This window comes from Streptomyces spongiicola (assembly GCF_003122365.1).
GTDB lineage: Bacteria > Actinomycetota > Actinomycetes > Streptomycetales > Streptomycetaceae > Streptomyces > Streptomyces spongiicola.
In genome coordinates, this window is the sequence record NZ_CP029254.1 from 6,208,991 (window position 1) to 6,228,511 (window position 19,521).

The following is a 19,521-nucleotide window of genomic DNA, read 5'->3' on the forward strand; positions in this document are numbered from 1 at the left end:
ACCGCCGACCAGGACGGCGCCGTCAGCACGGCGTCGACCACGAGGATGTCCAAGAGGAAGACCCAAGGAAGACCAAGAGGAAGACCCAAGGAAGACCAAGAGGGAGACGAGCGAGGGAAGGCACGACCGCGTGCACGGAGCAGCGGCCACCGAAGTTCACCCACCGCTGACCGAGTGCGTCGCGGCCGGGGCCCGCCGCCGTGGACGGCGAGGGCGGGCCCCGGCCGTCCGCATCCGGTCCCCCCGCCCAGAAGGCCACCCCGAATGAACCCCGACCCCCGCCGCCGCCTCCTCGTCATCGGCATCGGCGCCGGCGACCCGGACCATCTGACGCTCGCCGCGGTGAAGGCGATCGGCCGCGCCGACGTCTTCTTCGTCCTCGGCAAGGGCCCCGAGAAGTCCTCGCTCACGGACCTGCGGCGCCGCATGCTCGACGAGCACGCCCGCCCGCCCTTCCGCGTCGTCGAGGCCGAGGACCCCTGGCGCGACCGTGCGCAGGAAGGCCGCAGCGGCTACACGGCCGCGGTCCACGACTGGCGCAGCCGACGTGCCGACGTCTATGAGCGCCTGATCCGGGACGAGTTGGAGCCGGGACGGACCGGCGCGCTCCTGGTCTGGGGCGATCCGGCCCTGTACGACAGCACGTTGGGGATCCTGGCCGAGGTCGAGGAGCGGGGCACCGTCGCGTTCGACACCGAGGTCGTCCCGGGCGTCAGCAGTGTGTCCGCGCTGGCGGCACGGCACCGCATCACCCTGAACCAGGTCGGGCGTCCGGTCCGCATCACCCCTGCGCGCAGGCTCCGCGAGGAGGGCCTCGACGACGCCGACGTGGTCGTGATGCTGGACGCCGGGGAGTCCTTCACCGAGGTCGCGGGCGACGGTGTGTGGATCTACTGGGGTGCCTATGTCGGCACACCCGACGAGATCCTGGTCTCCGGCCGGCTGCCGGACGTCGCCGAGCGCATCAGCCGGCTGCGTGCCGAAGCCCGGGCCCGCCACGGCTGGATCATGGACACGTACCTGCTGCGCACCTTCGACGGGCCGGTGGGGGGCGGCGCCGACGGCAGTGCCGACGGTGCCTCCGGGCGGGCGCCGTCGGTGTAGCCCCGCCAGGACGCCTCCACGGCACGGCCCGGGCGGGGAGGTGGGGGACCCGGGAGACCCGGGCTCGGAGGCGTTCGCGTCCTCCGGGTCGCCGATGCCGCTGAGAGCACCGTCCATCGTTCGGATGGCGGGGACGGTCCATCGGAGGCGTTCGCCGCGCCGGGCCGCATCCTTGGACGGGGTCGCCGAGATGCCCGACAGCCGGCGGCAACTGAGGACCGCCCGCGCGATCACCCGGCGCAGGGGCGGCTCGGGGGGTTGCGGCCGTGCGGCCGGCGGTTGCGCCGCGCCGGGTCGCCGGACGGCCGCCGCGGTGCCGATCCCGCCGGTTCCCACTGGTTCCCGTAGCGATCTCCCGACAGATCTCCCGACGGTTGTGCCGACGGACGTGCCGACGGACCTGCCGAAGGAAGTCCCGACGGACCACCGGGCGCGTCACGGGGCGCGTCACCTGTGTGCGGGAGTTCGCCGGCCCCGAGCCCGAACCGCCGCCACGGCCACGACGGCGAGGCCCGCGGCGGCGATGCCGGCCAGCGCGGGCTGCCCGGCACCGAGCGCCCCCAGCGAGGCGGTCAGCAGACCCCACCCCGCTGCGAGGGCGTAAGGGAGCAGCCCACGTGTCCAGCGCACGACGGCGACCGCCGTGGCCGTGGCGCCGGCGAGCACCGCGCACTGACCCGCGATTCCCGCAGCTCCGTCGACGGGGGCGCCCGATCCGGCCAAGGCGGTGGTGAGGTTCACCCAGACCGCGATGCTCGACCATCCCGCGTACACGCCCAGCATCCACCACAGAAGGCCCCGCGGCACGGGCCCCCAGCCCGCGATCTCGCTCCGGTGTGCCAGCGCGACGGACACGGCCCGGAGCAGGCCGGCGATCATGACGGCGAACACCACCACCGTTCCCCACACCGGGGCGACCTCCGCCGCGACGAGCCAGCAGCTGAACCCGGCGAAGACCACCGACAGCGGCACAGCCAGCCGATTCCGTACGACCGGGTCCGGGCGGCGATCGGGCAGTGCCCAGACGGCGTAGGCGATACACAGCAACTCCACCAGGGTCCAGATCGAGAACGCCCAGCCGACGGGGACGATGGGCGGCTCACCGGGACGGTCGGCAGTCGTGAACTCGCCGCCGTAGAGCCGGCTGAGGAGGGAACTCACCACCTGTCCGATCGCCAGCACCAGCATCACCGCCCGCCACGGGACCGCTCGGCGGGCGGAACGGGTCAGGGGCGTTGCTTGCACTGGCGATCATCCTCCCGCCGCCACGCGGCGTCTTCCTCGGTCTCTCCGGTCTCTCCGGTCTCTCCGGTCCTCCCGGTCCTCCCGGTCCTCCCGGTCCTCCCGGTCCTCAAGGGTTTTCCCGGTCCTGCCGGTCCTCCCTCGATGTTCCCGCGAAACGCGGACCACGGATGCGGCGGCGCGTGCCCGGTGGCGCCACGGTGCCGGCTGGGAGGATGCCCGCGGCCGTCCCTGACCGGATGGACCGCATGGACCGCATGGACCGCATGGACCGGATGGACCGGATGGACCGGCGGTCCGTCCGGCGGCCGGATCGCACCGTCCCATCGCCCCGGCACTTGCCCTCCTGCCCGGCGGGCTCCTACTCTCGCAAGAGTCCTACCGACCAGTTGGTATGACCTGGGTCGCCGACGGGCACCGGCGACGACCACCGTCCGGTCACCACCGTCCGGTCACCACCGTCCGGCCACGACCATCCGAGGAGCCGCGGAAATGAGCCGCATCAACCGTCAAGTGCGCCTTGCCGCGCGTCCCGTCGGACAGCCCCGCCCCGGCGACTGGGAGCACACCGAGGAGCCGGTCGGCGAGCCCGGCGAGGGCGAGTTCCTGGTCCGGGTGGAGTACCTGTCGATCGACCCGGCGATGCGCGGCTGGATGAACGACGCCAGGTCGTACATCAAGCCGGTCGCCATCGGCGAGGTCATGCGCGCGGGCGCGGTCGGAGAGGTCATCGCCTCCCGGCACCCCCGGTTCGCGGTCGGCGACCACGTTTCCGGGGCCTTCGGCGTCCAGGAGTACTGCCTGTCCGACGGGCGCGGTGTCACGCCCGCCGACCCGGACCTCGCGCCACTGCCGGTACACCTCGGCACCCTCGGCATGTCCGGGATGACGGCGTACTTCGGCCTGCTCGACATCGGCCGTCCCGAGGCCGGGCAGACCGTCGTGGTCTCCGGTGCGGCGGGCGCGGTCGGCAGCGTGGTCGGCCAGATCGCCGGAATCATGGGCTGCCGGGTCGTCGGTATCGCCGGCGGTGAGCGCAAGTGCCGTGCGCTGGTCGACGAGCTCGGCTTCGACGCGGCGATCGACTACCGGTCCGAGGACGTGCGCAAGGCCGTGCGCGAGCACGCCCCCGACGGGGTGGACGTCTACTTCGACAACGTCGGAGGCGACATCCTCGACGCGGTGCTGACCCGTCTCGCCCGCGGTGCCCGGGTCGTCGTCTGCGGCGCGATCTCGCAGTACAACAGCACCGAGCCGGTCAAGGGCCCGAGCAACTACCTTTCGCTGCTCGTGAACCGCGCGACCATGACCGGCATGGTGGTCTTCGACTACGCCGACCGCTACGCCGAGGCCGTCGCGCAGCTGGCCGAGTGGCGCGCCGAGGGCAGGCTCATCTCCGTGGAGGACGTGGTGGAGGGCGGGGTCGGCGCCTTCCCCGACACGCTGCTCAGGCTCTTCCGCGGCGAGAACCACGGGAAGCTCGTGCTCACCGTCGCGGGCGGGTGAGCCCGACGGCGGCCATCGGGCTCAGGGACGCGGGTGTCGTGGCCACCGGGTAGGGGTCGGGTACCGGAGCGGCGCTCGCCCGCCGCTCCGGCGCCGAGGGGCGCCCGGCTCGTGAGCGACGCCCCGTACGTCGGCGGCGCGGCCCGGATCGACGGCGAGGTCGGAGGGGCCGCCGGGAGCCGCCACCGTTTCGGTGCGCCGGACTCGATCAGCGCCAGGCTCCCGACCCGCGCCGGGTGACGGCGGCGCTGAGCGTGCGCACGCCCCGCGTCGAGCCGGGGTCGATGCCCGTGAGTTCGCGGACCCGGCGCAGACGGTAGTCCAGGGTGCGGGTGTGGACGTTGAGCGCGCTCGCCGTGGCACCGCGGTGCATGTCGTGGCGGTAGTACGCGTCGAGGGTGCCGAGGAGGTCGGGACCGGTCTCCAGGCGGCGGGCCACCGTGCGGATCCAGTCGTCCACGAACGGCACGTCCGCGACGGCGAGTTCGACGAACACGTCCGCCAGGGTGTGCGGGCGCAGCCGGGAGGGCGCCCGGTGCAGCGGGGCCGCCCGGCTGACGCGCCGGGCGCGGTCCAGAGCGCCGGACAGTTCCGGCAGCGGTGCGGTGGCCGTGCCGACGGCGCAGGGGCGGCCGAGGGCGCGGGCGAAGTCCCCTACGAGATCCGGCAGTTTGTCTGCGGCGGGATCGGACGGAAGGCCGGGGGCCGGCTGCGGCGGTGTGTTCTCCGCCGCCGCGGCGCCGGAGAACACCGGAAACAGGGCGATCAGCTCGCCGCTCCCGTCACCGCCCTCCGGCCCCCATGCGACCGGCACCCGGTGGCTCCTCACCAGCGCCCCGATCTCGCTCTCCGGGAAACGATCCGCGGTGGGCCGGTCCGGAAGGCGGAACACCGTCACCGCGCAGCGTTCCGGCACCTCCATACCGACGGCCGCGGCGAGTTCCGCCGAAACCGGGTCTCCGTTCAAGAGCGACCGGGTCAGCAGGGCGACCTGCTCGGTATACGGAAGCCGGTGGCGCAGTGCGCGCAGGAATCCCCGGCGGTAGGCGCCGATACCGCGTTCGCTCTGCGGGACGAACCAGGCCATCATGCGTATGAGTTCCTCGACACCGCCGCCGCGCTCGGCCTCGCTCGCCTCGGCGATCTCACGCAGCATGAGAGCGGTGTGCAGGTGCAGCACCTTCTGGCGTGTGTCGAGCGACATCCCGGCACCTGCCCGCAGCTCCCCCATCGATGCGATGCGGCGGAGATCGTCGTCGCTCAACTCCCCGTCACGCGGGGACAGTTCGATCGTACGACGGCGAAGCCACACCGCGTGCTCCAGCGTTCTGGCCCGCGCCCGGGGGTCGTTGTCCAGGTACCGGAACTCCGGTATCTCCCGTGTGTACGTCTCGACCTCACGGCGGGCGTTGGCCGGCACCTGCCGGGCCAGATGGGCGAAGAGGCTCCCCATGGGCGCAAGCATGTCATGCGGTGCCAGGCCCCGACAGGTGGGATCCGGACGGTGTTCATCACTCCGCGCAAAGTGGCGGAGAGTGTTCGGCGGGTTTCTTGTGACAGTGCGCAGAGTTTCCGGGGGCGGGCGTTCCCGACAGTTGTCCTGCTTGTGGAGGAGACGTGTAGCGCCCTTAATGGGAACCGCGTGAATGGCTTCGGCAGGCAACACCCTTCGAGCCATTCCGGATGACTCCCGGAATGGCCGACGGCGATCAGTACACGCAGTGGACACGGGATTGTCAGTGAGGCGCCTCGAAGGGCGCTCTCCTCGACGGGAGGGAAACTCCGATGAGAACAGGCGCGGGAAAGCGCGTCATGGTGCCGGTCGCGGTCGTGGTCACGTCGGCGGCGCTCGTCCTCGGCACGGCGGGCGCCGGCTCGGCCGTCCCCGCCCCCGCCCCCGGTTCCACCGCGGGGCCCGGCTCCACCGCGGGGCCCGGCCTGCGCGCGTTCGGGATCAGCGGCGACGGCACCCTGATGGCCACGTTCACGACCGACCGGCCGCAGGTGCTGGACTGGGTCCGGGTCGTCACCGGTCTCAGCGGTGACACCAGCCTGATCGGGATCGACTTCCGGGTGCAGAACGGCCTGATGTACGGAGTCGGCAACAAGGGCGGCATCTACACGATCAAGACCCCGCCGGCCACCGCGGACGTCGTGGTCACCAAGGTGTCCCAGCTCCAGTACGCGCTGCACGGCGCCAACTTCGGCGTCGACTTCAACCCGGCGGCCGACCGCCTGCGCGTGATCAGCGACAGCGGCCAGAACCTGCGGCACAACCTCAACGACCACAGCACCATCCAGGACGTGAACCTCACCACCCCGCCCGTCGAGGGCACGACCAAGGGCGTCTCGGCCGCCGCCTACACCAACAACGACCTCGACGCGGACACCGGTACCACACTGGTCGACATCAACACGAGCAGCGACCAGGTCGTCCTCCAGTCCCCGGCGAACAACGGCACGCTCGCCCCCACCGGCAGCCTCGGCATCGACGCCGGGACCAACGCCGGCATGGACATCTACAGCACCCCGCCCGGCGGGAAGACGGTCGACAACGCCGCCTTCGCCACCCTCACCCCCTACGGCGCGGGCACCCCCTCGCTGTACAGCATCAACGTCCTCACCGGCCAGGCCACCTCCATCGGCCAGTTCCCGCTGAACATCACGGACCTGGCGATCTCCCTCACCGGGTCCTGAGCCCGGGCCCCCTCGCCGCCCGGCGAACTCGGCGGACTCCGGCCCTCGCCCTGCCCCGCCGCCCCGCCCGCCGCCCCGGCCCCCGCCTGCCCCGCCGTCCCCGCCGTCCCCGGCGAACCGGCGGCGGGCGGGGCTTCCGGGGCGGTGGCGTCCCGCTCGATGGTGTCCCGCTCGATGGTGTCCCGCACCCTGCACCGGCGCTCCCGTCGGTCCGCTCCGGTGCGGATGCAGGGCTCCGGCAAAGTCGCCCTGTAGGGCTGTGACGTGGTGTTTCTGCGTGAGATGAGGGTGCGCGGGCGTGTTCAGGTCGGGTTGGATGGAGGTTCCTACGCCGTCCGTCCGTCCGAGAGAACAACGCCCGCGCCATGTCATCGTCTCGCATCTCCGCGCCTGTCCGCATGCTCGTTCCGGATCATGAGCTTCTCGTCGACCTGCTCGGTCGGATACCCGATCCGCGCCGTCGGCGCGGGGTCCGTCATTCGGTGGGCGCTCTGATCGCGGTCGCGGTGTGCGCGGTGATCGCCGGGGCACGGGGGTTCACGGCGATCGGGGAGTGGGCCCGGGACGCGGGGGCCGACGCCTTGGGCCGGCTGGGTCTGGAGCGGGGGTCGGTGGACGAGTCGACGCTGCGCCGTCTGTTCGCGAGGCTGGACGCGGACCGTCTCGACGCGGTGCTGGGGGCCTGGGCCGTGACGCGGGCCGCGTTGGTCGCGGGCCGGCGGGTGATCGCCGTCGACGGCAAGACGGTCCGCGGCGCCCGCGGCGACAGCTCTTCCGCGCCGCACCTGGTCGCCGCCCTCGCTCACGGATCCGGGGCGGTGCTCGGCCAGGTCGCGGTGGGGGAGAAGAGCAACGAGATCCCCGCCGCCCGCCGCCTGCTCCAACTCCTGGACCTGGACGGCGTGGTCGTCACGATGGACGCACTGCACACCCAGCACGACACCGCAGCGCTGGTGACAGAGGCCGGCGCCGATTACGTCCTGACCGTGAAGGCCAACCAGAAGTCCTTGTACAACCAGCTCAAGGCCCTGCCCTGGGCCCGGATGCCCGCCCTCACCAGGACCGAGCGCGGACACGGACGCCGCGTCACCCGCACGATCAAGGTCGCCGACGTGCCCGCCTGGATCGGCTTCACCGCAGCCACGCAAGTCGCCCGACTACGGCGCACCGTCACCAGGAAGGGCAGGCGGACGGTCGAGATCGTCTACCTGATCACCAGCGCGGACGCCCACACCGCGCCGCCGGCACTCCTGGCCGCATGGGTGCAGTCGCACTGGCAGATCGAGAACCGCCTGCACTGGATCCGCGACGTCACCTTCGACGAAGACCGCTCCCAGGTCCGCACCGGCAACGCACCCCGCGTCATGGCCGCCCTGCGCAACACCGTCATCACCCTGCTCCGCCTGCACGGCCACCACAACATCGCCGCCGCCCTACGACATCACGCCCGCGACACCGACCGCCCCATCAACCTGATCCTGACCGCATGATCAACGACTTTGCCGGGACCCTGGGTGCGGATGGCGGAGCGTCGAGCGTGGCCGTCCGAGTCCTGTTCGCGCGCATTCCCCCGCCCTCGGCCCGTGTCCTGGGAAAGGCGCCCGCACCCTTTCGCCCCGGTGTGCCTCAGCGCGTCGGAAAGGGTGTGCTGACGGCTGCTCCGGAAAGGTGAAAGCGGTTTTCGACTCGTCCCTTCCGGTCTGGGTGTTTGTTTCGAAAAGCCGCAGAGGTTCGGAAAGTCGCCAATCCGGGGTCTCGTGGCCGCCGAATCACGACTGCGGGCCCGGTCGGGTCCGCACGGGCAGAAAGAGGATTGGAGAACGCTCTATGCGTAGGTTTCTGCGCGGTGCGGCCGTTTCGGTGGCAGTCGCTCCGGTGGTCCTGCTCACGGCCGGTTCGGCCGGCGCCGACTCGTATGATCAGCGCATGACGAGTGTGGGTCCGGGTGGCGCCTCCACCGCCTACGTCTCCACCGGAACGACGGTCGGCGGTGGGAGCTACTACTCCGCCGGCGAGTCCATGGCAGGCCCTGACGGTGCCATGAGCTCCCGCACACAGAGCAGCGCGGGTGGCGTCCGGGGGGCTTCCGGCTATCAGGGCGGCCTGCTCGGCCTCGGCCGGCTCCTGGGCTGACGGTCCTCGGGCACTCGGTGCGAGCCTCGCAGGCGGAGTCCGGCAGGACCGAACGAGTGTGAATTCCGGAGACCCGTCCGCACCCGCTACGCGTGTCATGACGACACGTCACCGGAATGCGGAGAATGGCATGTGAATCAAGGCCGGACGACCGTCCGAACCGAACGCCCACGGGGTGCCCTACCGCGCTCCGGTGCCTTTGGCCGGACGGTCCGCCCGTCCTGACCTGTCTCGCCGCACCGTCGGTCCCGACCGGCGGTGCGGCGGGGCTCAACGCGGATGGAGCGGCGCAGGTCCCGGATCGCCCGGCTGGGTCGCCCGGCCAGGCCGCCCGGGGCGACCCAGCCCGCCGGTCCCGCTCGTTACGCGGCGTCCTCCCCGCTTCTCCCGTCCTCCGTGCGGGGAGTCGCCTCAACCCCTCTGAAAGGTGCGGAATGCGTACGCGTACGTCGCTCGTCTTCACCGTGGTTCTCGCTGCTTCATGCGCCGCTTCGGCGGCTGTCGCGGATCCCGTGGTCCCTGACGTCCTCGGCAACGACGGTCGGCACGGTCTGACCGCGGTCGGTCTGACGTCCGATCAGCGCCTGGTCCGGTTCGACGTCGACCGGCCGTCGACGGTCCGGTCGCTCGGGTGGGTCTCCGGCCTGTCCGGAGACACCGAACTGGTCGGCATCGACTACCGGGTCCAGGACAGCCGGCTCTACGGCGTCGGCGACCAGGGCGGCATCTACACCCTGAACACCCGGACCGCCATGGCCACGAAGGTCTCCCAGCTCACCGCCGCCCTGTCCGGCACCTCGTTCGGCGTCGACTTCAATCCCGCGGCCAACCGGTTGCGGGTGATCTCCGACACCGGGCAGAACCTCCGGCACAACGTCGACGACCCCGCCGCACCGTTCACCACGACGGTGGACGGCACCCTGACCAACCCGACGGCACCGCCCTCGACGGCCATGGGCGTGACCGGAGCCGCGTACACCAACAACGATCTGGACGCGGCGACCGCCACCACGCTGTTCGACATCGACACGATGGCCGACCGAGTCTCTCTGCAGTCACCAGCCAATTCCGGCACCCTGGCGCCCACGGGTACCCTCGGCGTCGACGCCGGCCCCGAGGCGGGCTTCGACATCTACTACGACGCCAGGCGCGGCAGCAACCACGGCTTCGCCGTTCTCGCGCACAACGGCCTGTTCCGCCTGTACGGGGTGGACCCGTTGACCGGCAAGGCGACCCACAAGGGGGCGTTCCCCATGGGTCACCAGGTCGAGGATCTGGCCCTGCCGGTCAACCAGCGACAGGCGGGCTGACGAGAGCGCACGGCACGAACGGCGGCTTTCGGGGACAGGGCCTCTCCTGCCTTCTTCCCGGAAGCCGTTGCCCGCAGTGGTGTCCCGCCGCTCGGGACGGCCGATCGTGCCCGGGGGTTCCGAGCGCACGCTCGGCCGCCGCGAGTTCGGGACGGGACTGCTGCCGATGCGGCCGGTCGGCGGATCGCCGGGGCGTGGGCCGCTTCGGCGCGGCCTTTCAGGACCTGGGTATCAGGACCTGGGCTTCAGGGCCTGGGCTTCAGGGCCTGGGCTTCAGGACCTGGGCTTCAGGACGTGGGCATCAGGACCGTGTCGACGATGTAGACGGTGGCGTTGGCCGTGGGGACGTTGCCGCAGACGACCTTCGAGCTGTCGTTGACGGTGTAGTCCTCGCCCGAACCCCTGGTGGTGAGCTTCGACTTCCGCAGCGTCTCGTAGCTGCCGTTCTCGAGCTGCTGCGGGGTGAGCTTCCGGCCGACCACGTGGTACGTGAGGATGTCGGTCAGCATGGCCTTGTCGGCGAGGACCTTGTCCAGGTCCGCCTTCGGGAGCTTGGCGAAGGCGTCGTTGGTGGGCGCGAACACGGTGATGTTCTGGGCGCTGTTGAGGGTGTCGGCCAGGCCGGCCTTCTTGACCGCGGTGACCAGCGTGGACAGGGCGGGGTTGTTGGAGGCGGCGGTGGCTACCGGGTCCTTGGCCATGCCGTCGAAGGAGCCGGCGCCTTCCGCCGGGACCGACGCGCAGGCCGGCCCGAACGGCCCGGTGACGCCCGGGGCGGCGTCGTCCACGGCCGGGTTCGACTGCTCCCCGGCCGGCTCCGCCGTGCTCTCGCCCGCCGCCGACGTCGAGGAGTCGCTCTCCCCGCACGCGGTCAGCACCAGCGGCAGCACGGCCGCCGCGGCGACGGCCACGGCGGTACGGCGGAAGCGGAAACTGTTCATCGTGTTCTCCATGGTGATCGAAGGACCACGTTGTGCAGTGGTCTGGGGTTGTCGGGAGGCCTCGCGGGAGGGCGGGGCCGGGTCTACCCGCGGGTGCCGGTCTCGCCGGGGGTTCCGGCGTGTCCGTGCAGGGGGTTCATCCGCGGCGGGCGGTGTCCCGGCGGCCGGCGCCCCGGGAGGTCGCCCGTTTGATCGTCACACCTGGGATTCGGGGTGCGGCCCGGAGCGGATTGGCGGATGCCCGGGACCGCTGAGAAGTCACCCTTTGGTGCAAGCTCCGACGGTCGTTCGAAGGCCTGCCTTGCTCGGGTGGCGGTCAGGTGGCGGTCAGGTGGCGGTCAGGTGACGGTCACGACGACGCTGTGCCAGCCGGTCGCGCCGTCGGGCATGGTGCGGGCGCGCCGCTCTGTCTGGGTCTCGCCCGTGCGGTCGGTGGCACGCACGGTGAGGGTGTGGGTGCCGGGGACGGCCTTCCAGGCGAGGGACCACTGGCGCCAGGTGTCGCTGGTGTGTTCGGCCGCCAGGTCCGCCGGCCGCCACGGGCCGTCGTCGACTCGTACCTCGACACGGTCGATGCCCCGGTGCTGGGCCCAGGCGACTCCGGCGACCATGACGGTGCCGGGTGCCGGGCGTGCGAAGGGCTTGGGGGTGTCGATCCGGGACTGCGTCTTGACGGGTGCCCTGCGGGCCCACTTCCGCCGCACCCAGTAGGGGTCGTACGCGTCGAAGGTGGTGAGTTCGATGTCCTCGACCCACTTGCAGGCGGAGACGTACCCGTAGAGGCCGGGGACGACCATGCGGACCGGGAAGCCGTGGTCGAAGGGCAGCGGTTCGCCGTTCATCCCGACGGCGAGCATGGCGTCCCGGCCGTCCATCACATCCTCTACGGGGGTGCCGAGGGTCATGCCGTCCACGGACCGGGCCACCAACTGGTCGGCGGGGCCCCCGCGCGATGGCGGCCTGACCCCTGCCCGCCGGAGCAGGTCTGCCAGGCGTACCCCGATCCAGCGCGCGGTGCCGACATAGGGGCCGCCGACCTCGTTGGACACGCAGGCCAAGGTGATGTCGCGCTCGATGAGTTCGCCTTCCAGCAGGTCCTGGAAGGTGAGGGTGAGCGGGCGGGTGACGCCCGTGCCGTGGATCTCCAGGCGCCATGCCGTGGCGTCGACCTCGGGTACGACGAGTGCGGTGTCGACGCGGTAGAAGTCCTTGTTCGGGGTGGTGAACGGGAGCATTCCGGGAAGGCGCAGTGCGGTACGGGTGGCGATCGCCGGGGCTGGTGACCCGGGGGCAGGCAGGGTGACAGCCGCGCGTGCCCCGGTGGCGTCACCGGTACGGGCCGCGGTCAGCCCCCGACTCAGAGTCCCGGCCCCGGCGGAGGCGACGGCCGCCGCGGACGCGGCGATCAGGAAGCCTCGGCGGTCCCGGCCGTCCGGTTCGTGCGGTGCCATCCCGGCACCGGCACCGGGACCGGCACCGGCACCGGGACCGGCACCGGCACCGGGACCGGCACCGGCACCGGTCCCGGCGCTGGTGCCGGTGCCCGTGCCGGTCAGACGCCCGGTCAGGACGTAAAGCACCGCGGCACCGGCAAGTGCCCCCGCGGCCGAGGGCAGGGCGTCGGTCCACGACACCGAGTCCGGGCGCCCGAGCGCGGCGAGCGCTCCGACCGCACCGAAGGCCAGGACTCCGAGAGCACCGGCCCGCCGATGGCGCAGGGCCAGCAGGCCGAGGGCCGCGGCGGACAGCGCCAGCACGGTGAGGATGCCCGCCCGCAGCACGAGTTTGTCGTCGGTGCCGAAGCTGCGGACCGCCCAGTCCTTCACCGCCGCCGGGGTGAGGTCGATGGACGCGCCCCCGACCGCGACCAGGGGACCGGCCTCCGGTCGTGTGAGCGCCGCCCCGAGTTCGGCCACTGCCAGCGAGGAGAACACGGCCAGGAGGGCGCCGGCGCCCGCCAGCGCCCTTCGGATGAGTAGTGCTCGGTTGGTGGTCACACCGGTTCTTCGCGACGAGGCGTCCACCGGCTTGGACCCGGCGGCCCCGGCGACCTCGGCGGCCCCGGCGACCTCGGCGGGTTCGGCTGCCCTGTGGAGGTATGAGCCCGCCGCCTGGGAGAGGTGGTGGTCAGCCCCCCTCTCCGGATGTGCCGGCAGGCGGGGGCGGCCGGGCCCGCCGGCCCGCCGAGGACCTGCTGCCCGGACCGCGCGGGCACGGCCGGGCCCCCGGGACGCGGGTGACCCATCCGCTGAACCGACCGTTGCGAAGTAGGGACGGGAGGCGAAGCGCCGCCCGGCACATGACGCGGAGAACAACCCGACTGTCTTCATGGGCCACCGCAGGGCCGGCACGCGAGGGAAGCGTTCCGCCGGACAGGACAGCTGCCCGTATGCGGCAGCCCAGCAGCGATGAGAGGGACCCCGTTGAGTCAACCCGCTTCTTCCGGCCCGTCGCACCCGGCTGAACCGAGACTGGACGAGACCATGCGGCGAGTCGCGTGCGGCGACAAGGAAGCCTTCACGGCCCTCTACGACGCCGTCGCCGACACCGTGTTCGGGATCGTCCTGAAGGTGGTGCGCGATCGAGCCCAGTCCGAGGAGGTCGCGCAGGAGGTCATGATCGACCTGTGGCGGCGTGCTCCGCGCTACGACCCGGGCAAGGGCAGTGTCCACGCCTGGGCCGCGATGCTCGCCCACCGCCGTGCTGTCGACCGGGTCCGCTCGGCCGAGGCCGCCGCCCATCGCGACCACGATCACGCCGTGCGCGACCACCAGCGCCCTTACGACGACGTCGCCGAGCGGGTCGAGAGCAGGCTGCAGAGCCAGCAGGTGCGCCGCTGCATGAAGCAGCTCACCGACATCCAGCGGCAGGCCGTCACGCTCGCCTACTACCAGGGGTTGACCTACCGGGAGGTCGCCCAGACCCTCGGCACACCGCTTCCGACGGTCAAGACGCGTATGCGCGACGGGCTCATCCGGCTTCGCGACTGCATGGGGGTGACCGCATGAGAGTCCACGAGGAACTCCACAGCCTCACCGGCGCCTACGCCCTCGACGCGCTGCCACGCGACGAACGCGGTGCGGTCGAGGCCCACCTCGGGCACTGCGCGCCGTGCCGGGACGAGGTGGCGGGGTTCTCCGCCACCGCCGGCCGCCTCGCCGCAGCGGTGAGCATCCCTGCCCCGCGTGGCATGAGGGAGTCGGTGCTGCACGGCATCGACTCCGTGCGCCAGATGCCGCCACGGATGTCCCCGACGGACCGGACCGTCACATCGTTCCTGTCCGGATCGCGCAGGAGCGGCCCCCTCCTCGCCGCCGCGAGCCTCGTCGCCGCGAGTCTCGTCGCCACCGTGACCCTCGCCGGCGTCGCGGCCTGGCAGCACCGGCAGAGCACCGAGTCACAACGACAGGCGCAGCAGGCCGCCCGGCAGCTCGGAGACCTGACCTCGGTCATGTCCGCGCCCGACGCCCGCACCGTCCGGGGCCGCACGACGAACGGTGCGACCACCGCGGTCGTCACGTCCAGGCAGCTCGGCAAGGCGGTGTTCGTCGGTACCGACCTCCCGAGGCCCGCCCCGGGCAGGACCTACCAGCTCTGGTACGACGACCAGGGCACCATGCACCCGGCCGGACTGCTCGAGCACGACGGCGCCGTGGCCATCGAGGGCGACCTCGCCACGGCGACCGCCATCGGACTCACCGTCGAACCCGACGGCGGATCACCCCAGCCCACCGGCACACCGTTGATGCTGCTCACACTTCCCGCATGACCGGACGCCCCGGCGGCAACCCGTGCCACCGGATCGCCGTCGTGGTCGCCCGGGCCGCGGGCTCCGCCAGGGGACCCGGGCGCCGAACGGACGCGTGTACGACCGCCGTCCCGACTCGTGGACGAAGCCGGCGCGCCGGCTCCGGCGCCACCGGGGGCGCCGACGGCCCGCCTCCGAACGCCGACGGCAACCGGCCGGGTCCGCCCGTATGCGTTCGCGGGACGGCTTCGTCCGTGCCCCGTCGTGCGGGGGACCGGGCGCGTACGCGGGTCCGGCGGTGCGGAGCCGCAGCTCCGGTCGTGGGGAGAAGACCGCGGTCCGGCTATGTGACCGGGGACACCGCGGGCGCCGAGGTCGAGTCGCGGACCACCAGGGCCGGCCGGTGCAGGATGGACCGGCCGGTCTCCCCCTCGTCACCGTCCATCACCTGACGCAGCCTGGTGAACGCGGTGGCCGCCATCTCCTCCACCGGCTGCCGCACCGTGGTGAGCGCGGGCATGGCCATGCCCGCGAGCATGATGTCGTCGTAGCCGGTCACGGAGACGTCGCGGCCGGCCACCAGGCCCGCCTCCCTGGCACCGGCGATGACGCCGAGCGCGCACATGTCGTTGATGGCGACGATCGCGGTCGGCGGCCGGGGGGCGGAAAGGATCTCCAGCGCGGCGACACGTCCGAGTTCGGCGGCGTCCCGGTCGTCGAAGTCCGCCGTGTCGGCTCCCGACCACACGATGCCGGCCGACCCGGGGAGCCCGGCGGCGTCGAGGGCCTGCCGGAACCCGCTGTAGCGCTCCGCCCGGTTGACGCTCCCGATCGAGCCGGACACGAAGGCCAGTCGCGTGTGCCCCAGGGCCAGCAGGTGCTCCGTCGCCAGGCGCATGCCGAGCACGTTGTCCGTCCCGATGTTCACCGCGCGGTGCGGATCACCGGGCTGGGCGGTGCGGTCGAAGGCCACGAGGCCCAGCCCGGCCTCGACGGTGGGCTTCACATGGTCGAGTGAGGGAAGGGACGAGCACAGGACGACCCCGCCGATGCCGTCGCCCCAGAGCTCCTCCACGTAGCGGCGCTCCCGCTCCGGGTCCCGCTCGCTGTTGCACAGCAGCATGTAGAAGCCCTCGGCCAGCGCCGCCGCCTCAAGATGCCGTGCGAACGTGCCCCAGAACGGATTGGCCACCGACGGCACGATGAGGCCGAGCATCTGGATCCGTCCGGTGCGCAGCTGCTGTGCGGCGCGGTTGGGACGGTAGCCGAGGCGCCGGATCGCCGACTCCACCCGGGAGCGGGTCTCGGGCAGCATCTTGCCGGTCCGGCCGTTGAGCAGGTTGGAGACCGTACTCGGGGAGACCCCCGCCTCCTGAAGTTCCCCCGTGGCCGCCTACCCCGGCGCGCTCACACCCACCGAGATCCACGCCGCGGGCCGTGCCGGTGTACCCGCCGTGAAACTCTTCCCCGCCTCGGCAGTGTCGCCCCGGTACGTCTCGGACCTGAGCGGTCCGCTTCCGGGCATCCCCCTCATCCCCACCGGCGGCATCTCCCTGACCGACATCCCGGCATGGATCGCGGCCGGAGCCGCCGCCGTGGGCCTCGGCACGCCCCTGATCGGCACGGCGGCGACGGAGGGCGCCGACGACCGCCTCACCACCCGCTGCCGCCGGGCCCTCGCGGCCGTCTCCGAGAGCAGGGCCGCCCGGTGACCCGCTCCCCGGCCACGCCCGCGCAGCGGGCCGACGGCGGTCTGCTCACCTTCGGCGAGACGATGGGCCTGATCACCGCCACCACGATCGGCACCCTGGAGTACGCACGCGAAGTCACCTTCGGCATCGGCGGCGCCGAGAGCAACGTGGCCATCGGCGCCGCGCGCCTCGGGGTCCCGGTCACCTGGATCGGCCGGGTGGGGAGCGACGCGGCGGGAGATCTCGTCGGACGCCGCCTGAGGGCGGAAGGCATCCGGACCGAGGCGGTCCGGGACACCTCCTTCACCGGCCTCATGGTCCGCCACCACCGCGCCGCCACGGTGGTCCACGTGGACTACCACCGCGCCGGATCGGCCGGCTCCCGCCTCACCTCACGCGACATCCCGGTCGACGCGGTCCGGCGGGCCGCGATTCTGCATCTCACCGGCATCACCCCGGCCCTCAGCGCCTCCGCCCGCCAGGCCACCTGGGACGCGGTCGCCGCGGCGAAGGCCAACGACGTGATCGTCAGCCTCGACGTGAACCACCGCGGCAAGCTCTGGGACCGAGCCACGGCCCGCCGCGAGCTGCGACGACTCGTCGCCGAGGCGGACATCGTCTTCGCCGGGATCGAGGAAGCCCGGCTCGTCCTCGATTCAGCGGCGGACGATCCCAGGCACCTGGCCGCGGCACTGGCGGCGACGGGGCCGGGCGAGGCCGTCGTGAAGACCGGAGCCCGGGGATGCACCGCCCACATCGACGGCGCGATCCACGAGCAACCGGCCCTGCCCGTCCCCGCCGTCGACACCGTCGGGGCGGGCGACGCCTTCGTGGCCGGGTACCTGGCGGAACACCTGCGAGGAGCCGACCCCGTCCAAAGGCTCCGGACAGCCTGCGCCATGGGCGCCTACGCCGTGTCCGTCCCCGGCGACTGCGAACTGCTTCCGACCCGCGGTGAACTGGAGGCCTTTCTGACCACCGGGGACGTCCTGCGATGAGCCGGCGCCCGGGAAACCGCGCACCCGCTCGGCTCCCGCTGAGATGACCAGCCCGCGAGCCGGCGCCCGGTGACTCTGCACGGGATCGCGCTCTCCGTGTCCGAGAGCCGGCACGTCCGGCCCGACTCCTACAGCCAGTCCCGCCGCTTGAAGACGAAGTAGAGGGTCAGGCACACCCCTGCCATCAGCAGGATCGCGAACGGGTAGCCGAACCCCCAGTGCAGCTCCGGCATGTTCACGAAGTTCATGCCGTAGATGGTTCCCACCAGTGTGGGCGCGAAGAGGATCGCCGCCCACGCCGAGATCTTCTTGATCTCCTCGTTCTGCTCGAAGCCCGCCTCCGCCAGCGCCCGCATCTCCGCGTTCTGCTGCTGGGTGACCAGGGTCGCGTTCACCGTCAGGATGTCCGCCAGGGCCTGCCGGAAGCCGTCGACCCGCTCGCTGATGTGGGTGACATGGTCGGCGACGTCGCGAAGGTACCGCTGGAGCTCCTCGTCCGTGCCGTACTTGGCGAAGCCCGCCATCAGGCCGTGCAGCATGCCGACCAGCGGCCGGGTCGCGCGCTGGAACTCGACCATCTCGCGGGAGAGCTCGTAGATACGGCGGGACACCGCGGGATCGCCGCCGAAGACCTCCGTCTCGATCTCGTCGATGTCGTTCTGCACACCGGCGACGACGGGCGCGTACCCGTCCACGACCGCGTCGAGGATGGCGTAGAGCACCGCCTCGGGGCCCAGGGCGAGCAGCCCGGGATCGGTCTCCATGCGGCGGCGCACGGCCGAGAGGTCCGGGGCCGCTCCATGGCGGACCGTGATCACGAAGTCGCGGCCGACGAAGACGTGCAGCTCGCCGAAGTCGACCTCCTCCACGGCGTCGAGGTAGCGGGCGGCGCGGAGCACGACGAAGAGGGTCTCCCCGTACCGCTCCAGCTTGGACCGCTGATGCGCCTCCATGGCGTCCTCGACTGCCAGCTCATGCAGGTCGAACTCCTCGGCCAGAGCCCGCAGTTCCGCCTCGGTCGGCCGGTGGAGACCGATCCACGCCATACCGGCCGGGTCCTCCCGGAGCAGGCGGAAGGTCTCCGCGAGCGACGCGGGCGACGAGACCCGGCGGCCGTCGCGGTAGAGCGCCGCCTGGACGATACTGCGCTGGTCCTGCCCCGTAGGGGTCTGCTCGGGCGGGGCGGGCGCAGCGGGCTCCCCGGACCTGGGCGGGGCGGTGGCGGGGGAGACGCGACGGCGCCAGGAGCTCCCTTTCGAGGCCGGGGTGGAACGGCTTCGTCGGGGCATCCCGGGTCACCTCCCGTTCGAGCGAGGCGCGCGCTGCGCCTCCGCGTGCACATCCCCGTACCCGCGTTCACGCCGTCTACATGCGCTCCTGATCGGCACGGGCAGGATATCCGGGCTCACCGGCGGCGGCATGGTGGGCGGCGAGGCTGCCGGTGCCCCGCAGGCGGTGCGCGCCCTCTCGGCTGGGGGAGGGGCGCCGCGGCGCCGTCCGGGGTCCCGCACGGCCGCCGCACGGTCACGATCCGTTACGCCAGCCACACCCGTGGTGGTCGGCCGTGGTGGTCGGCCGCGGTGCGCACGGCGGACCCGCCCCGCGGCCTGCGCCCGGCCGGGCCGCCCCGGGGGGAACCGCGGCTGCTTGCGACGCGGCCCGGCGGGTTCGCGCCGCGTCCGCGACAGGCGGACGAGGCGTCGCCTGGCGCGGTGTCGCCGGGCGCGCGGGAGGAGCCGCGGTTCCGGACCCTCCCGATCACACGCCCCCTGGCGGGAGGAGCACCCCATGCGGGGGTACCAAGAGGTGGGCCGCTGATTGCACGATGCCCGTGAGCGGTTCCGCGGCGAGGGAGGACGGATGGCGTGTGGTGACGAGACGGCGCGCTTCCGGGCGCCACCGTGCCGCCTGCCCCGGCACCGGGAGGACCGCGAGGCGGTCTACGGGGGCTTCGCCCGTTCCCGCCCCGCCCGTTCCCGCCCCGCCCGGTCCGACCCGGTGTCGGGCCGGGCCGGGCCGGGCCGGGCCGCTTGGATCACCGGCGGCGGAGACCGCTCGGTGCCGTACACCGCCGGGGAGGAGCGGGCCGCCACCGTGCGCCGCGCGGAAGCGACGAGGACCCGTTCGGACCGGCCCGTGGACCATCGCGAG

Annotated in this window: 16 protein-coding genes and 1 pseudogene; 10 read left to right on the forward strand and 7 right to left on the reverse strand. The window is 72.5% G+C overall.

The genetic code is table 11. The features are described from left to right. The first annotated feature begins 264 nt into the window (after window positions 1–264). A complete protein-coding gene (cobF, locus tag DDQ41_RS27060; RefSeq protein WP_109296810.1) occupies window positions 265–1,104 on the forward strand; it encodes a precorrin-6A synthase (deacetylating) in 840 nt (279 codons plus the stop codon). A 447-nt stretch (window positions 1,105–1,551) separates the two neighbouring features. Here the strand turns inward: cobF and DDQ41_RS27065 are convergent, their stop codons facing one another. Continuing rightward, a complete protein-coding gene (locus tag DDQ41_RS27065; protein WP_109296811.1) occupies window positions 1,552–2,349 on the reverse strand; it encodes a hypothetical protein in 798 nt (265 codons plus the stop codon). A 489-nt stretch (window positions 2,350–2,838) separates the two neighbouring features. Between DDQ41_RS27065 and DDQ41_RS27075 the strand changes: the two genes are divergently transcribed. Further along, the gene (locus DDQ41_RS27075; protein WP_174720328.1) at window positions 2,839–3,852 is read left to right on the forward strand and encodes an NADP-dependent oxidoreductase; all 1,014 of its coding nucleotides are present in this window, start codon (window positions 2,839–2,841) and stop codon (window positions 3,850–3,852) included. Between the two features lie 208 nt (window positions 3,853–4,060). Here DDQ41_RS27075 and DDQ41_RS27080 read toward each other — a convergent pair whose 3' ends face one another. Further along, window positions 4,061–5,305: a PucR family transcriptional regulator gene (locus DDQ41_RS27080; protein ID WP_109296812.1), complete on the reverse strand. Its 1,245-nt coding sequence runs from the start codon at window positions 5,303–5,305 to the stop codon at window positions 4,061–4,063. A 359-nt stretch (window positions 5,306–5,664) separates the two neighbouring features. Here DDQ41_RS27080 and DDQ41_RS27085 point away from each other — a divergent pair, with 359 nt between their 5' ends. The 4 genes from DDQ41_RS27085 (at window position 5,665) to DDQ41_RS27100 (ending at window position 9,992) form a co-directional block, all read left to right on the forward strand. Next, a complete protein-coding gene (locus tag DDQ41_RS27085) occupies window positions 5,665–6,549 on the forward strand; it encodes a DUF4394 domain-containing protein (protein ID WP_109296813.1) in 885 nt (294 codons plus the stop codon). Window positions 6,550–6,947: 398 nt separating this feature from the next. Then, window positions 6,948–8,039, forward strand: a complete 1,092-nt coding sequence (locus DDQ41_RS27090) for an ISAs1 family transposase (protein ID WP_262508401.1) — start codon at window positions 6,948–6,950, stop codon at window positions 8,037–8,039. 436 nt (window positions 8,040–8,475) lie between these two features. Next, entirely contained in the window at window positions 8,476–8,682 is a 207-nt protein-coding gene (locus tag DDQ41_RS27095; protein WP_147317667.1) for a hypothetical protein, read from the forward strand. A gap of 434 nt (window positions 8,683–9,116) precedes the next feature. Beyond that, window positions 9,117–9,992, forward strand: a complete 876-nt coding sequence (locus DDQ41_RS27100) for a DUF4394 domain-containing protein (RefSeq protein ID WP_109296815.1) — start codon at window positions 9,117–9,119, stop codon at window positions 9,990–9,992. Window positions 9,993–10,279: 287 nt separating this feature from the next. Here DDQ41_RS27100 and DDQ41_RS27105 read toward each other — a convergent pair whose 3' ends face one another. Both DDQ41_RS27105 and DDQ41_RS27110 read right to left on the reverse strand, forming a co-directional pair. Continuing rightward, window positions 10,280–10,933, reverse strand: coding sequence for a fasciclin domain-containing protein (locus DDQ41_RS27105; protein WP_109296816.1), 654 nt, complete (start codon window positions 10,931–10,933; stop codon window positions 10,280–10,282). 338 nt (window positions 10,934–11,271) lie between these two features. Then, window positions 11,272–12,930: a molybdopterin-dependent oxidoreductase gene (locus tag DDQ41_RS27110; RefSeq protein ID WP_109296817.1), complete on the reverse strand. Its 1,659-nt coding sequence runs from the start codon at window positions 12,928–12,930 to the stop codon at window positions 11,272–11,274. A 426-nt stretch (window positions 12,931–13,356) separates the two neighbouring features. Between DDQ41_RS27110 and sigK the strand changes: the two genes are divergently transcribed. After that, window positions 13,357–13,941 (forward strand): ECF RNA polymerase sigma factor SigK, encoded by a 585-nt coding sequence (gene sigK / locus DDQ41_RS27115; protein WP_394342161.1) that lies wholly within the window; start codon window positions 13,357–13,359, stop codon window positions 13,939–13,941. Then, on the forward strand, window positions 13,938–14,702 hold the full coding sequence (locus DDQ41_RS27120) for an anti-sigma factor (RefSeq protein ID WP_109296819.1): 765 nt from the start codon (window positions 13,938–13,940) through the stop codon (window positions 14,700–14,702). The genes sigK and DDQ41_RS27120 overlap by 4 nt, the downstream gene beginning before the upstream one ends. Window positions 14,703–15,024: 322 nt before the next feature. Here the strand turns inward: DDQ41_RS27120 and DDQ41_RS27125 are convergent, their stop codons facing one another. Beyond that, entirely contained in the window at window positions 15,025–15,897 is an 873-nt protein-coding gene (locus DDQ41_RS27125; protein WP_262508690.1) for a LacI family DNA-binding transcriptional regulator, read from the reverse strand. A gap of 48 nt (window positions 15,898–15,945) precedes the next feature. Continuing rightward, window positions 15,946–16,041: pseudogene (locus DDQ41_RS32745) on the reverse strand (hypothetical protein); the annotation flags it as partial. A gap of 25 nt (window positions 16,042–16,066) precedes the next feature. On the opposite strand from DDQ41_RS32745, the gene DDQ41_RS27130 reads away from it, so the two are divergent. Then, window positions 16,067–16,393, forward strand: a complete 327-nt coding sequence (locus tag DDQ41_RS27130) for a bifunctional 4-hydroxy-2-oxoglutarate aldolase/2-dehydro-3-deoxy-phosphogluconate aldolase (protein ID WP_245990671.1) — start codon at window positions 16,067–16,069, stop codon at window positions 16,391–16,393. Next, window positions 16,390–17,370, forward strand: a complete 981-nt coding sequence (locus DDQ41_RS27135) for a sugar kinase (RefSeq protein ID WP_109296821.1) — start codon at window positions 16,390–16,392, stop codon at window positions 17,368–17,370. Before DDQ41_RS27130 ends, DDQ41_RS27135 begins: the two co-directional genes overlap by 4 nt. Window positions 17,371–17,498: 128 nt before the next feature. Here DDQ41_RS27135 and DDQ41_RS27140 read toward each other — a convergent pair whose 3' ends face one another. Continuing rightward, on the reverse strand, window positions 17,499–18,659 hold the full coding sequence (locus tag DDQ41_RS27140) for a magnesium and cobalt transport protein CorA (protein WP_109296822.1): 1,161 nt from the start codon (window positions 18,657–18,659) through the stop codon (window positions 17,499–17,501). Window positions 18,660–19,521: the final 862 nt, after the last annotated feature.